Origin of the sequence: Kitasatospora sp. NPDC058243, assembly GCF_042882025.1 — a bacterium.
Taxonomy (GTDB): Bacteria; Actinomycetota; Actinomycetes; order Streptomycetales; family Streptomycetaceae; genus Kitasatospora.
Genome location: NZ_JBHVWW010000039.1, coordinates 43,702 through 58,142, shown reverse-complemented (window position 1 = coordinate 58,142; position 14,441 = coordinate 43,702). Strand labels below are relative to the sequence as shown.

Annotated in this window: 11 protein-coding genes; 2 read left to right on the top strand and 9 right to left on the bottom strand. The window is 73.5% G+C overall.

Annotated features, from left to right (window positions below):
- Positions 1–832 precede the first annotated feature (832 nt).
- Positions 833–2,938, top strand: coding sequence for a tetratricopeptide repeat protein (locus tag ACFVX9_RS24245; RefSeq protein ID WP_387983404.1), 2,106 nt, complete (start codon positions 833–835; stop codon positions 2,936–2,938).
- Here ACFVX9_RS24245 and ACFVX9_RS24240 read toward each other — a convergent pair.
- The 3 genes from ACFVX9_RS24240 to ACFVX9_RS24230 all read right to left on the bottom strand — a co-directional run bounded on the left by ACFVX9_RS24240 (position 2,922) and on the right by ACFVX9_RS24230 (position 6,315).
- A complete protein-coding gene (locus ACFVX9_RS24240) occupies positions 2,922–4,709 on the bottom strand; it encodes a hypothetical protein (protein ID WP_387983402.1) in 1,788 nt (595 codons plus the stop codon). The genes ACFVX9_RS24245 and ACFVX9_RS24240 overlap by 17 nt on opposite strands.
- 165 nt (positions 4,710–4,874) lie before the next feature.
- Positions 4,875–5,072 carry a ferredoxin gene (locus ACFVX9_RS24235; protein ID WP_063349674.1) on the bottom strand — a complete coding sequence of 66 codons (198 nt, stop codon included), beginning with the start codon at positions 5,070–5,072 and terminating at the stop codon, positions 4,875–4,877.
- Positions 5,073–5,112: 40 nt separating this feature from the next.
- Positions 5,113–6,315, bottom strand: coding sequence for a cytochrome P450 (locus ACFVX9_RS24230; RefSeq protein WP_387983400.1), 1,203 nt, complete (start codon positions 6,313–6,315; stop codon positions 5,113–5,115).
- A 229-nt stretch (positions 6,316–6,544) separates the two neighbouring features.
- Between ACFVX9_RS24230 and ACFVX9_RS24225 the strand changes: the two genes are divergently transcribed.
- Entirely contained in the window at positions 6,545–7,108 is a 564-nt protein-coding gene (locus tag ACFVX9_RS24225) for a MarR family winged helix-turn-helix transcriptional regulator (protein WP_380485225.1), read from the top strand.
- 68 nt (positions 7,109–7,176) lie between these two features.
- Here ACFVX9_RS24225 and ACFVX9_RS24220 read toward each other — a convergent pair whose 3' ends face one another.
- From ACFVX9_RS24220 to ACFVX9_RS24195, 6 genes are all read right to left on the bottom strand, one after another.
- Entirely contained in the window at positions 7,177–8,406 is a 1,230-nt protein-coding gene (locus ACFVX9_RS24220) for a PLP-dependent aminotransferase family protein (RefSeq protein WP_380485252.1), read from the bottom strand.
- Positions 8,407–8,471: 65 nt separating this feature from the next.
- Positions 8,472–9,674, bottom strand: coding sequence for an alpha-hydroxy acid oxidase (locus ACFVX9_RS24215; RefSeq protein WP_380485227.1), 1,203 nt, complete (start codon positions 9,672–9,674; stop codon positions 8,472–8,474).
- Positions 9,671–10,768 (bottom strand): 4-hydroxyphenylpyruvate dioxygenase, encoded by a 1,098-nt coding sequence (gene hppD, locus ACFVX9_RS24210; RefSeq protein ID WP_363374059.1) that lies wholly within the window; start codon positions 10,766–10,768, stop codon positions 9,671–9,673. Before hppD ends, ACFVX9_RS24215 begins: the two co-directional genes overlap by 4 nt.
- A 52-nt stretch (positions 10,769–10,820) precedes the next feature.
- Positions 10,821–12,119, bottom strand: a complete 1,299-nt coding sequence (locus tag ACFVX9_RS24205; RefSeq protein ID WP_380485229.1) for an MFS transporter — start codon at positions 12,117–12,119, stop codon at positions 10,821–10,823.
- 207 nt (positions 12,120–12,326) lie between these two features.
- Positions 12,327–13,340, bottom strand: a complete 1,014-nt coding sequence (locus tag ACFVX9_RS24200) for a pyridoxal phosphate-dependent aminotransferase (protein WP_380485231.1) — start codon at positions 13,338–13,340, stop codon at positions 12,327–12,329.
- Positions 13,340–14,386: a class I SAM-dependent methyltransferase gene (locus tag ACFVX9_RS24195; RefSeq protein ID WP_363374052.1), complete on the bottom strand. Its 1,047-nt coding sequence runs from the start codon at positions 14,384–14,386 to the stop codon at positions 13,340–13,342. The genes ACFVX9_RS24200 and ACFVX9_RS24195 overlap by 1 nt, the downstream gene beginning before the upstream one ends.
- Positions 14,387–14,441 lie beyond the last annotated feature (55 nt).

Below are 14,441 nucleotides of genomic sequence, written 5' to 3'. Positions count from 1 at the left end.
GATCGATGGAAGTGCCGCGATAGCACCCAGGGCCGCGACGCCGACAAGGAGCTTTACCGCGAGGCGCCGACCCTCCGGGGTGTCCGGAGCGTCGAGGTGGAAGCCACGACTCGAGAGCCGGAGGCGGAAGCGCCCGGGCGGCTCCGGCGAGCCTGTTTGGCGGGCGCCCGAACCCGGCTGGCTCGGTTGCCGTCGCCTGCGAGGCGGCTTCGGGGAGTCGGGTGGGTTCATATCAGCTCCTGAGGTGAAGCCTGAGTGAGGAAGAGAGTTTGACAGAGATTCAGGCTCTCTTGGTAAACCCCCAACCCCTCGTTCGCGTTCTGGCAGATCGGCGACAAGTGGATCACCGAGGACCGCAACAGCGGCAACGTTCTCGACCACCCCGAAAGCTGGACCGACGCCCACCTGGTGGACAAGCAGACCGGCAACGCCAACCAGCTGTGGACGGTGAGCGAGGAGGGCTGGAAGTCTGCTGGGTCGCGGGGGCGGTGGCGTTGGCGCGGCCGTTGAGGATGATGTTCTCCATGAATGCGGCTGGTGCGGCGGAGGACGCCTTGTTCAGCGCGTGGAGGGCCGGGCGGGTCGCGAGTCGGGTGTAGGCGTCGTGGGCGTCGGTCTGCGGGGAGGGGGGGAAGGGGGAAGCGGAAGCGGATCCGGCTGTGGGCAAGCGGGCTGGTGCGCGCCCGTGGTGGGGTTCGGCAGGCTACCGTGGGGCCGGACGCGAGGGTGCGGCGGTGCTGGTCGGGTGCCGCGATGGACCAGGGGGTGTGGGGTGTTGGAGCCGGTGTCGCTGTCGGCGGTGGCCGCTGTTTTCGGCGCCGTGGGTGCGAGCGTGGCGAACGAGGCCGGTAAGTGGGCCTGGGAGTCGGCGGGTGCGTTCGTCCGCCGGGTGACGGGACGGGATGTGCCGGCGCCGACCGATACCGCCGAACGGGCCGCTGTGGCGCAGCTGTTGCTGGATGTGGCCGAGTCGGATCCGGCGCAGGCCAGGGCGCTTCGCGCCTGGCTGGGCGGCCAGGGCGGGGCCTGGTCCGGGCCGTTGGCGACGCCCTCCCTGCTGCCGCCCTCTGACCGCTTCTTCACCGACCGGCGCAAGGTGTTGGCGTTGTTGGACAAGGAGGCCGGACGGAAGGCGGACGGCACGCCCCGCGTCAGCGTCCTGTACGGACCTCAGGGGATGGGCGTGAGCACCGCGGCCGTCCACTGGGGTGCGCAGCAGCGGAAGCGGTTTCCGCACGGGCAGCTCTACGCGGACCTCTCCGGCGGGTCGCTGGCCACCGCACCCGATGCGGCCGCCGTGCTCCGGCAGTTCCTGATCCACCTCGGCATGCCGGCGGACCGGGTTCCGCCGGCCGCGCAGGACCGGGTCGAGCGGTTCCGGTCGCTGGTCGCCGAGCGGCAGTTGCTCGTCGTGCTGGACCACACCCGGTCGGCGGCCCAGGTCCGGCCGTTGATCACCGCGGCTCCGGGCGTCGTCACGGTCGTCGTGGCCCGGCGTCCGCTCACCGGTCTCGACGCCGTCCCGATCCCGGTGGGGCCGCTGTCCGACAAGGACGCCAGGCGGCTGCTCACGGACCTCGTGGGGAAGGAGACCGTCTCCGCCGCCGGCCCCGCCCTGTCGGGCATCCTCGAACGGTGCGAAGGATCGCCCTTCGCCCTGCGTGCCGCGGCTCCCCGGCTGGCGTTCGTCCCCCAGCAGCGCCGGGGCCGGGGCGGTGGTGGTGACGGCGATGCCCATGTGGGTGATCCGGTGCGGGCCGCGGTGCAGGAGTCGTACGAGGCGCTGGAGCCGGAGGAGGCCCGGCTGTTCCGGCTCTGCGCCTTGCGGCCGTGGCCGGCCGTCGGTCCCGAGCTGGCCGTGGCGGTTGTCGGACCCCATGGAACTGGCGGGCTCACCGTCGAGCGCGCTGGTGTCCTGCTGGCCGGGCTCGCCGAGGCCGGCCTGGTGGAGGCCACGCCCGAGGGCCGCTACCGCTACCGGCCCGCCGTGCGCCGGTTCGCCGAGGAGCAGGCGGCGCGGGAGGACGGTTTGGCCGCGTGCGCGGGTGCGGTGACGCGTGCCGTGGAGCACCTGCTGCGCTTCGCCGTCCGGGCCGACTACGCGGCGTTGCGGGAGCGTTGGCACGTCGGGCCGCTCTACCGGGAGCTCGGGCCCGGTGACTACCCGGACGCCGGTGCGGCGTTGGCCGCGCTGGCCGCGGAGGTGGGCAACCTGGTCGAGGCGGTGCTCGCCGCCGAGGAGTTGGCCGCGCCGGCCACGGTGTGCGAGCTGGCGGAGGCGTCGTGGGCGGTGCAGCTCAAGGCCGGTCGGCACGAGACCTTGTTGCCGGCGCTGCGAACCGCCGTGCGGGCGGCGGTCGCGCACGACCCGGACTCGGCGATGGCCGGCCGGATGCACACCCAGCTGGCGTTCGCCCTGATGGAACTGGACCTGCTGGCCGAGGCCGAGAGCTGTCTGGTCGACGCCTCCTCGGCGTTCGAGCGGGCCGGTCACCTGCTGGGCCGGGCCACGGCCGTCGAGTCGCTCGGGCTGCTGAGGCTTCGGCAGTGGCGGTGGCAGCCCGCGTACGACTGCTTCGAGCAGGCCGACGGACTGCTCGGGTCGATCGGTCCGGACCACGAGCGGGCGGGGGACGTTCCGCGGGCCCGGGCGCTGTTGAAGCGGCACCGGGGGCGGGCGCTGCGAGGCCTGGCCGAGTACGAGCGGGCCCGGACCTGGCTGACGGAGGCGTTGTCCGAATTCCGGTGTCTGCGCGACAACTACAACGCGGCCCGCACCCTCACCAATCTCGCGGAGACCTGGGCGGACACCTCGGCGACGGAACAGGCGCTGGCCGCGATCGACGAGGCCGCCGCGATCCTGGACCGTGAGCAGGCGGAGCCCCATCTGCGCTACCTGGCGGGCCTGCGGCAGCAGTGCCTCACGGAACGGGACTGACCAGGACCGCGTGGGACGCGCCGCCGGTGCGCACCGTCAGCTCCATCCGCGGCAGCGGACGGGGGATGGTGGTGCCGTCCACCTGGGCGAACAGTGCCGAGGCGGCCGCCGCCGGGTCGAGCGAGGGGCTGGTGAGGCGGACGAATCCCCGGTCACGCAGCAGTACTTCACAGGTGCCCGGACCGGAGACGAAGGCCGCGAGCGAGCAGTTCGGGTAGCGGGCGAGCGTCGCCGCGGCCCACTCCCGGGGCGGGCCGATCCGGGGGTCGTCGGCCTCCCCGTACCGGAGGATCGCGTCGGCCAGACCGAGGAGGCCCTGGTCGAGGGTGTCCTCGTGCACCGCGAGGTGATCGGAGCCGGGCCCGGAAGGCCCGTACCGGCCTTCGGCGACCCGCTCGATGGTGACCTCGTGCGGGCGGGGCCCCGGGCGGGTACGGACCCGCAGCGGCACGGTTCGGGTCGGTGGCCGGTAGTCGGGGAGTGGGAGCAGGTCCAGGAGAGCCGGCTCTGTCGGCTCGAGCAGTCCCATGACCTCGTAGAAGAGCGAACGCAACAGGCCGGCCGCCTCGCCGGGTGCTGATGTCGTCAATTCGCTTGTGCTGGTTATGGGTTGATGGTGCGTCAGGAGTAGGTTCAGCTGCGGCAGCAGAGGGGAGTCCAGGGCGAGTCTGGGGGCTTCGCGGACGAAGGCTGCCACCGGTGAGGTGGCGCCCAGGACTTCGTCGGAGGCCGTGCCGAGCAGGACGGGGGTGCCCAGTGCCGCGGCGTAGTAGCTGACCGAGCCGAAGTCCCCGATCACCGCGTCGGCGGCGACCAGTGCCTGCCGCCAGCCGTCCAGGGGGTCGATCAGGGTGAGGCCGGCCCGCTCGGCGCGGTCCAGCCAGAGGCGGACCTGGCCGGGGCCGTGGCCGTGCCAGATGTTCGGGTGGAGGACGGCCGCCACCCGGTAGTCGTCGACCGGGAGTTCGGTGGCGAGGCGGTCGAGCAGCCACGGCAGCGGGTCGTTCGCGCCGGCGTCACCGAAGAGCGACTGCGGGTTCCAGGTGGAGTTGAGCACGATGAACCGCTGCCCGGGTCGGACGCCGAACGCGCGGCGATGGCGTTCGCGGCGCGGAAGGGCGGCCAGGATGCGGTCGAAGCAGGGGTCGCCGCCGAGCACCGCCGTCGGAGCGGCCTCGGGGCAGGCTTCGCGCAGGCGGCCGAGCTGCTCGGGGTGGGAGAGCACCATCGCCCGGGCGAGCGGAACCCCGTCGGACAGCAGCCACTCGGGCGCCAGGCCGAAGACAGGGGCATGCGGCGTGTTCGGTGTTCGGTGTTCGGTGTTCGGTGTTCGGTGTTCGGTGTTCGGTGTTCGGTGTTCGGTGTTCGGTGTTCGGTGTTCGGTGTTCGGTGTTGCGAGCTTTTTATTGTATCCGACTCCGTGTGAGAGGACGACCAACTTCCCTTGGAAGCCCGATAGTTCACCGCCGAAGCTGGCCGACAGGGCGAGGTCGACGGGGGTCTGCTTGGCCTGCTCCCACGGAAGTACCGGAACCCCGAGGGAGCTCAGCAGCTCGGCGACTCCTGCGCTGAAGGGGGACGATCCCGTGCAGGAGGCCAGTAACTGGATCCTGAGGTCGTCGCGGAACAGTGGAACGACGTCCAGGAGCCGGGTCGCGGAGGTCACGTTGTGGACGACGAGGAGAACGCGGCGGCAGCCACCGCGGGTGGTCCACCTCGAAGCGTCCTCGCCCACCGGAACCCGGATCCAGTCGGTCACCAGCCCTGCCAACCCGCCGCTCCTTCGATGCTCGCCGCCTCCCCCGCGCGAGGCCCGTCCATTGTTCCACGGCGTGGATGTCGAGGATCGGCCTCGGTCGGGGTCCGGTCGGTTCGGCCGGGCCCGACGCGCGGTCAGGGGCGCCGCTCGGCGGCGGGTTGGTGGGGTGGGGGGTGGTTACGGCTGGTCGAGCCGGATGGCTGCGGCCGGGCAGACCGCGGCGGCGTCCTGGACGGCCTGGTGGAGGTCGGCGGGGGGTGCGGCGTCGAGGAGGACGACGATGCCGTCCTCCTCGCGCTGGTCGAAGACCTCGGGGGCGGCGAGTACGCAGTTGCCGGCGCCGCAGCACTTTTCCTGGTCGATGTGGATGAGCATGGCTTTCCCTTCGGAGGATCGGTTCGGACTCGGGGGGCCGTTACCAGGCGAGGGGGAGCTCGTGGACGCCGTAGATGAGCATGTCGCCCCGGAAGCGGATCTCCTCGAACGGTACGGCCAGGCGCAGTTCGGGCAGTCGCTGCAGGATGGTGTTCAGCGCGATCTGCAGTTCCAGCCGGGCCAGGGGCTGTCCGAGGCACTGGTGGACGCCGAAGCCGAAGGCCAGGTGGAGGCGCGCGTCGCGGGAGAGGTCGAGTTCGTCGCCGTCGGGGAACTTCTGCTCGTCCCGGTTCGCGGTGCTGATCATGCAGATCACGCCCTCGCCCGCCCGGATCCGGACGTCGCCGATGGTGACGTCCTCGGTGGCGACCCGGGTCAGGCCGGAGTGCACGATGGTGAGGTAGCGCAGCAGTTCCTCGACGGCGCCGGCGACCGACTCCGGGTGCTCGCGCAGGTGGGCGAGCTGGGTGGGGTTCTGCAGCAGGGCCAGGATGGAGAGTGCGGTCATGTTCGCCGTGGTCTCGTGTCCGGCGACGAGCAGCAGCCGGCCCATGGCGCCGATCTCCTCGGTGCTCAGCTCGCCGCGGGCGACCAGGCGGCTGAGGATGCCGTCGTCGGGCTCGGTGCGCTTGGAGTCGGTGAGCTTGACCAGGTAGTCGGCCAGGTTCTTCTGGGCGATCTGCACCTCTTCGACCGAGGAGTCGCGGCGCAGCAGGACCCGGCTGCACTCCTGGAAGAAGTCGTGGTCCTGGTAGGGGACGCCGAGCAGCAGGCAGATGACCAGGGACGGCAGCGGCAGCGCGAACTCGTGGACCAGGTCGCCGGAGTTGCGGCCGGCGGTCAGCTCGTCGAGCAGGTCGTCGGCGATGCGCTGGACCTCGGGGCGCAGTGCCTCGACCTTCTTGATCATGAATTCGCTGGTGAGCATCCGGCGCAGCTGGGCGTGCTCCGGGTCGTCCATCCGGATGAAGGTCCGCTGGCCGGTGCTCAGCTGTCGGGCGCCGGCGCTGATGAACGGGAAGCCGGGTCGGGCGGCGTCCGAGCTGAAGCGGGCGTCGCTGAGCACGGCCTTGATGTCGTCGTGGCGGGTGACCAGCCAGCTGGGGGCGCCGTCCCAGAGGGCGATCCGGCTGATCGGTTCGTCCTGCTGGGCCTGCTGGTAGGCCGGCGGCGGGTCGAACGGGCAGCCGCCACGGGCGGCGGGGTGGGTGAACTGGGGGTGGTGAGCGGCGGTGGCCATCATGGGCTCCCTTCACGGAGCGGATTTGCCGGTGGCGCCGAGCGGATGGGCCTGCGGTGCCGTGGGGTAGCGCCCGGGACCATTGCATGCCCTAAGCAACTAACTCACCGTCACGCTAACTCGCGGTCAGTGGTGGCGAAAGGGTCCATCCGGTGGCGAACGAATCTGTCCGGAAACCGGTCAGTGGTCGAGAGGGGAGCCACTCCTCGAACGGGGTCGCTACAGTTCCCCCATGCCGGACGCAACAGACAATCCGACCGCCACCTCCGAACTGGAGGAGGTGCTGGCCTCGCTGGCCTACCTGCTGACCCGCTCGCAGGAGCACGAGCGCCAGACGGCGCGGGCCGGCATCACGGCGGCGCGCTCGGACGTCTACCTGCTGCGCGCGCTCGCCGAGGCCGAGGAGGTCAGCCGGGTGGGCGACCTGGCCGCCCGGTTGATGGTCAAGCCCTCCCACGTCACCCGGCAGATCGACCGGCTGCAGACCCAGCAACTGGTGGAACGCACCCCGGACGCGCTGGACCGCCGGGCCCGCCAGGTGGCGCTCACGGCCGAGGGGCGGGCGATGCTCAACCGTCTGAAACAGGCCAACATCGCCGGTCTGGCCAATGCGCTGGACGGCATTCCGGCACCGGACGTCGCCGCCACGGTCAGCGTGCTGCGCCACTTGGTGGACCGGTACGTGCGGCAGGTCCGGATCAAGATGCTGTCCGAGGACGCCACGCCGGCGGACCGGGCGGTCGGGGGCGTCGGGGGCGTCGGGGGCGTCGACTCGGGCTCGTCCCACTGCCCCTGACGCGAGGGCCCGGCAAGGGAGGGGGCGCCGGAGCGGGCGCCCCCTCCGAGGTCAGGACCGTGTGGCGATCAGGACCGTGCGGCGATCAGGGCGGCCAGCCCGTCCAGCCCGCGGTCGACGGTGTCCGGGTCGACCTGGCTGACGGAGAGCCGCAGTTGCCGCTCCCCGCCCGCGCCCGGGTAGAAGTGCGACATCGGGGTCCAGATCACCCCGTACTCCGAGGCCGAGAGTTCGAGCAGTGCGTCGTCCACCGCGAACGGCACCGTGACCACCAGGAAGAACCCGCCGCGCGGCTCGTTCCAGCTCACCCCGCTGCCGGGCGGGAATCGCCGGGCCAGGCCCGCCAGGACGAGCGCGAGGTTGCGCCGGTAGAGCGCGGCGACCTCGGTGTTGGCGGCCCGCAGGCTGTAGCCGTGTTCGAGCAGTGCCCCGCCGATCACGGCCTGGGCGATCGGTGAGGTGTTCACCGTGGTCATGCTCTTGATCATGCCGAGCAGGTCGGCCAGCAGGTCGGTGCCGCCCGCGCCGTCGGCCACCGGCTGGTCCGCCACCACGTACCCGACCCGGGCGCCCGGGAGGGCCGTCTTGGCGAAGGAGCCGAGGTGGACGACCCGCTGTTCGGTGTCCAGGGCCTTGAGCGAGGGCAGCCGCTCCTCGCCGGCGAAGACGCAGTACGGGTTGTCCTCCAGCAGGAGGAAGTCCTCCTCGGCGGCCAGGGCGAGCAGCTCCCGCCGCAGCTCCAGCGGCAGGCTGGCCCCGCTCGGGTTGGCGACGTCCGGCACCAGGTAGAGGGCGCGCGGGCGCAGCCCCTCGGCCCGGGCGGCGGCCAGTTGGCGGCGCAGGTCGGCGAGGTCCACGCCGTCCGGGCCGTCGGCCACCGGCCGTACCGGGAGGTCGGCGAGCAGCGCCGCGCCGGTCAGCCCCACGTACGTGGGCGAGACGGCGAGCACCACGTCCTCGGGGCCGCGGCGCAGTGCCCGCAGCACCAGGAACATCGCCTCCTGGCAGCCCACCGTCACCACGATCGACTCGGCGGGCACCTCGATGCCCTCGTCCACCGCGAGGTGGGTGGCGATCAGCTCGTGGATGATCCCCTTGGTCCGCCCGTACTGGAGCACCTGCCGCCGGGCCGCCTCCTCGGAGAGCCCGCGCTCGGCGCGCAGGTGGGCGACGTAGCGGTCCAGGTGGCGGTGGACGGCGTCGAGTTCGAAGAACTGCTCCGCCGGGCGGCCCGCGGCGAAGGAGACCGCCTCCGGGTAGCGGATGGAGATCTCGTTGAGCAGGTTCATCGAGGTCATCGCCGGGTCGGCGAGGGAGGGGTGCAGGTCGGCCCGCAGCAGGCCGCGGGGTGGGGCGGTGGTGGTCACGGGGCACTCCAGGTGGGGCAGGGCATGGGGGTGGTGCGCAGCGCGGCGGCCGCGCTCAGGTCGGCGCAGCCCGCGAGGCCGAGCGCGTGCCGCAGCTCCGCGGCCAGCAGGTCGAGCACGTGGGCGCAGCCGGCCTCGCCCCGGGCCGCCAGGCCCCAGATCATCGGGCGTCCGAGCAGCACCCCGGACGCCCCGAGGGCCAGGGCGGTGAGCACGTCCGAGCCGCCGCGTACCCCGCTGTCCAGCAGCACCTGGCAGTCGCGGCCGGCCAGCGCCTCGGCGACGGCGGGCAGCGCGGTGATCGAGGGGACGGCCCGGTCGAGCTGGCGGCCGCCGTGGTTGGACACCACCACGGCCTCGGCGCCGAGTTCGGCGGCCCGCACCGCGTCCGCCGGGTCGAGCACCCCCTTGACCATCAGCGGCAGGCTGGTGTGCTCGCGCAGCCAGGCGAGATCCGCCCAGGTGACGGCGGGGGAGAGCAGCTCGGCGGTGTGCGCGGCCACGGCCGAGACGGCGGTGGTGGCCTGGTGGGCCCGCCCGGCGGCGCCGTCTTCGAGCAGGACCGCGCGGACGTCCGCGGGCAGCGCGAAGGCGTTCTTGGCGTCGCGCAGGCGGCGGCCCATGAACGGCACGTCGGCGGTGACGACCAGGCACTCGCTGCCCGCCGCCTCGGCCGCCGCGACCAGGTCGAGCAGCCGCCCCCGGTCGCGCAGCCAGTACAGCTGGAACCAGAGCGTGGCTCCCGTCGCGGCCAGGTCCTCGAAGCCGACGCTGCTGAGCGTGCCGACGGTGAACGGCACCCCCGCCGCGGCCGCCGCCCGGGCCGAGGCCAGCTCGCCCTCGGGGTGGAACAGCCGGTGGTACGCGACGGGCGCCACCGCCACCGGCAGGCTCGCGCGGCTGCGCACCAGGGTGGCGGCGGTGTCGCAGGCGGAGACGTCGGCCAGCACCCGGGGCACCAGGGCCAGTTGGTCGAAGGCCGCCCGGTTGCCGGCGAGGGTGCGCTCGCGCTCCGCGCCGCCCTCCAGCCAGTCCCAGACCTCGGGCGCGAGCGCGGCCCGGGCCGGCTCCGCGTACTCGGCGACGGAGAGCGGCTGGGTGGAGGGTGGCTGGGAGGGGAGCGGCTGGGTGGAGGGCGACGGGGTGGAGGGTGACGGGGCGGGGGAGGGCTGGTGCCCGGTCAGGGCCGGCGCGTTCATCCGGCCACTTCGCTGGCGCTGCGCTGGAGTTCGACGGCCTCGTAGAGGGCGCGGACGTTGTTGCTGCCGAAGGTGCGGGCCCGGATGCGCTCGATCACCTCGAAGAAGAAGGTGCCGCGCGGGTGCTGGGAGCGGGTGAAGATCTGGAACAGCTGGCCGTCGTGGTCCTGGTCGACCAGCAGGTGCAGGGCGCGCAGCTGGTCGAGGGAGTGCCGCAGCGGCGTCAGGCGGGCGGGCAGCGCGTCGAAGTACGCGCCCGGGGTGCGCAGGAACGGCACGCCGCGCTCCGCCATCGCGGAGACGGAGTGCACGGCGTCGGCGGAGGAGAAGGCCACGTGCTGCACCCCGGCGCCGCCGTGGTCGGCGAGGAAGGAGGCGATCTGGCCGCCCGCGTCCGGGCTGAGCGGCTCGATCAGGGTGAGCGTGACGCTGTGGTCGGTGCTCTGCACGACCGCCGAGTCCATGCCGAGCGCGCCGACCTCGATCCGCTCCTCGAAGATCATCCGGAAGCCGAAGACCTCGCAGTACCGGCGGACGGTCTCGCGCAGCTCACCGGAGGGGACGCAGACCGCGAAGTGGTCGACGGAGCGCAGCCCCGTCGTACCGGCACCGGTCACGGGGGCGGCGTCCGGCAGGCCGGGGATCCGGTCGGCGGGGGCCTCGGGGCCGCGTTCGATCAGGGTGTGCACCACGTCGCCGAAGGCGCCGACCACCGCCGTGACGCAGCCGTGCGCGGCCTGCGGCGGGCGCAGCCCGTCGGCGCCCCGGCCGGTCAGCGTCCGGTAGGCGTCGGCGGCGTCCGGCACCCGCAGGGCCAGTGCGCCCACGCCGTCGCCGTGCCGGGCCAGGTAGTCGGTGGCCGGGTGGCCGCCGGCCAGCGGCTGGGTGAGCAGCAGCCGGACGGTGCCCTGCCCGACCAGCGCCGAGAGGCAGCGCTCGGCGGCCTCGCCGCGCTCGGTGGGCGGGACGAGCAGCTCGAAGCCGTACTCGGTGGTCAGCCGGGCGGTCTCGGCGGTGAGGTCGGACAGGTAGAACTCGACGTGGTCCAGTTCGACGGGGAGCGGGGCGGCGGTGGGTGAGGAGCGGTCGGTCATCTGAGGAGCTTTCTGGTGAGGAGGAGAGGAGGTGTCGGGGGTGATCGGGCGATCAGGTGCGCTGGAGGTCCGGGGCGCTCCCGGGCTCGGTGGGGCTCGCGGAGTCGGCCGGGGGCTCGGTGGAGCTCTCGGGCTCTTCGGGGGCCTCGGTCCCGGCGGGGGCCTCGGGCTCGGTCGGGGCCTCGGGCTTGCCGAGCAGGTGGACGGCCGCGAGCAGGGCGCCGAGCACCATCACGGCCAGCACGACCCGGAAGTCCAGGGCGGCCACCAGCCCGGAGCCGACGCCGACCGCGAGGGCCTGCGGGGCGGTGAGCGAGAGGTTGACGGCCGCCTGGGCGCGGCCCATCAGCTGGGGCGGCGTGGCCGCCTGGGCGGCCGTGGCGAGGCCGACCATGGCGGCCGGGATGCCCGCCCCGGCGATCACCAGGCCGGCCGCCACCACGGGGAGGGACGGCGCGAGCAGCAGGACCGTGCCGAGGCCGAACACCACCGACCCCGCCATGACCGTCCGGCGCGGCCCGAGCCGGCCGATCAGCAGACCGCCGACCACCGAGCCGCCCAGCGCCCCGACCGCCTCGATCGTCTCCAGCACGCCGAGGAACTGCGGCGGGCGGTGCAGCCCGTGCTGGGTCAGTGCGAACAGCACCGGCTGGAGCAGGCTCAGCACGAAGCCCGTGACGGCGGTGGCCGCCACCAGCGGGCGCAGCCCGGTCGCGCCGCGCAGGTGGGCGAAGCCCGCCAGCACCTCGGTGCGCCACCGGCGGCCCGAGGGCTCCGGCCTGGGCTCGTCCGCCCGCAGGCCGAGGAAGGCCAGGGCCGCCAGCAGCAGCACGCCGAGGTCGGCCAGCGCCACGGCGCGCCCGCCCAGCCAGCTGTAGAGGCCCGAGCCGAGCAGCGGCGCGACGAGCGTGGTGCCGGCCCGGGCGCTCTGGGTGAACCCGGCTGCTGCGCCGAAGTCCTGACGGTCCGTCAGGATCGTACGCAGCAGGGCGCTCTGCGCCGGGGCCAGCACGGCCCCGGCGAGACCGCAGAGCGAGGCGGTGCAGTAGATGATCCAGACCCGGTCCGGACCGTCGACGAGCAGCAGGGGCGTCAACCCCACCGCCACCACCAGGTTGACCCCGACCAGCAGCGGCCTGCGCCGGACCCGGTCGGCGAGCAGGCCGCCCAGCGGCAGGAGCAGCAGCGGCGCGGCGAAGCAGAACAGCACCAGCCCGGCGGCGGAGTTGCTGCCGGTCAGCACCTTGGCCCAGATGCCGAGGGCGATGGAGAGGGCGCTGTCGCCGAGGACGGACAGGGTCTGCCCGGCGAGGTAGCGCCGGAACTCCGGGCGGGCCAACAGCGGGTGCATCGCGGTTCCTTCGCTGCGCCGACGGCGCTTCGGGGTGCTGGACGTGCTGGACGTGCTGTGTGTGCCGTGTGTGCCGAGTTGCTGGGCTGCTCGGCGCGTGGGGCGCGGACGGTGCGCCCTCACGCGCCGTGCGCGGGGACGTGCGGGATGTGCGGGACGTGCGGGGAGGTGCAGGGATGCGCGGGGATCCGCGGACGCGGGGTGCGGTCAGGGAGCGGCGGGCGCGGTGGCGCCGAAGCCCTCGATCACCGCGTCGTTGGCGTCCTTCTCGCCGACGGCGATCCGGATGCCCTGCCCGGCGTAGTAGCGGACGGCCACCCCCCGGCGCTCCAGCTCCGTCCGCAGGGGGAGCTGGTCACCAGGCGCGACGACCCAGAGGAAGTTGGTCAGGCTGGGCGCCACCGTCCAGCCCAGCCCCAGCAGTTCGGCCCGCAGGCGCTCCCGCTCGGCGGCGATCTCGGCGATCCGCCGGTCCACCTCGTCCTGGGCCGAGACGGCGGCCAGCAGGCCCGCCTCCTGGAGCCGGTTCACCGCGTACGGGACCTGGTGGTCCCGCACCCGCTGGGCCACGGACTCCTTTGCGAGCGCGTAGCCGATCCGCAGGGCGGCGATGCCGTGCGACTTGGAGAGGGTGCGCAGCACCACCAGGTTCGGCCACTCGGCGATCCGGTCCGGGACGGCCGGGGCCGCCCAGTCCCGGGCGAAGTCGACGTACGCCTCGTCCAGCAGGATCAGCGCCGTGGCCGGGACCAGGCGGAAGAAGTCCGTCAGCTCCGCCCAGGAGTAGACCGTGCCGGTCGGGTTGTGCGGGTTGCACAGCACGACGATCCGGGTGCGCTTGTCCAGCCGCTCGGCCATCGCGGCCAGGTCGTGCCGGGCGTCGGGGCCGAGCGGGACGGCCCGGGCCTCGGCCCGGGCGATCTCGCAGAACAGCGGGTACGCGTCGAAGCAGGGCGCCGAGTGCACCACGTTGTCGCCGGGCTCGACGACGGCGTGGAAGAGGTCCAGTGCCACGCCCGCCGAGCCGTGGCCGACCACGACCTGGCCGGCCGGGACGCCCTGCCAGTCGGCGATGATCCCCTCGATCCGCTGCGGGCGGAAGTCCGGGTACCGGTGCAGGTCGCCGGCGGCCGCGGCCAGGGCGGCCACGACGGACGGCAGCGGCGGGCCCGGGTGCTCGTTCTGCGCCAGCAGGTGTCTGGCGGCGGGGGCGGCGGCCATCAGTCGGCCTGGAGGACGTAGAGCCAGGAGTGCGGGGTGGCCAGCGCCTCGACGCGGTCGATCCGCAGCCCGGCGTCGGTGAACAGCTCCTCGTACGTCTCCTTGGTGTGCAGCGGGACGCCCATCATCGCGTGCGCCAGCTCGAAGCCGACCGAGAAGACCGGCAGGGCGCTCTGGGACTCGCCCGGGCCGCGCAGCATGGTGTCGCCGAGCACGAAGGTGCGGGCCTTCGGGAAGGCCTCCCGCATCCGGGTGAAGATCGAGGAGCGGGTGGCCGGGTCGGCCAGCAGGTCGTGCAGCAGGAAGAAGCTCATCACGGTGTCGACCTCGGCCACCTCGGCGGCCTCGGCGTCGTTGTCGATCTGGGTGCCGAGCAGGCCCAGGACGTCGGCCCGGACGGCGGTGACGCGGTCCTGCATCCCGGCCGTGACGATGTCGCGGCGGGCGATGTCGGTGGCCGGGCGGCTGATGTCGATGCCCAGGCCCCGGGTGCCCTCGCGCTGCCCGACCACCCGGCGCACCCGGGCGGAGGTGCCGCTGCCCAGGTCGGCGATGGTGCGGAAGTCGATGCCGGAGAGCACGTCGGTCAGCTGCGCGGCGAACAGCGACTGGTCGCACTGGGCGGAGCCGAGGGCGACCATCGCCTCGTCGCGCAGGACGTCCTCGCTGTAGCGGTGCGTCCCCGCGCTCAGGTGCCCGGCGCGGCCGAACACGTCGTGGTACCCGCCGACGGCCCAGGTGAAGTAGCCGCGTGCGGCGGCGACTTCGAGACCGACCTCGGTGGGCACGTAGGCGGCGCCGTCGGCCTTGACGTAGCCGCAGTCGGCGGCGGCGCGCAGGACGGCCTCGGTCCGGGCGGTGTCGCCGCCCTGGGCGGTGGCCTCGACGGCGGAGAGCGGCTCGCCGCGCCCGAGCTTCTCCAGGACGCCGATCCGGTCCAGCGCGAAGATCACGTTGGCGGCGATGAAGCCGTTGTAGGCGTCGGTCGACGTGATCGGCGACGGGGTGACGCCGCGCCAGGTGTCGGGGATGGCGGCAGTGGTCATGGTGGTGTCCGTTTCTCGGTGGGCGGGCCGGGTGCGGCCCGCGCGGTGGGTGCAG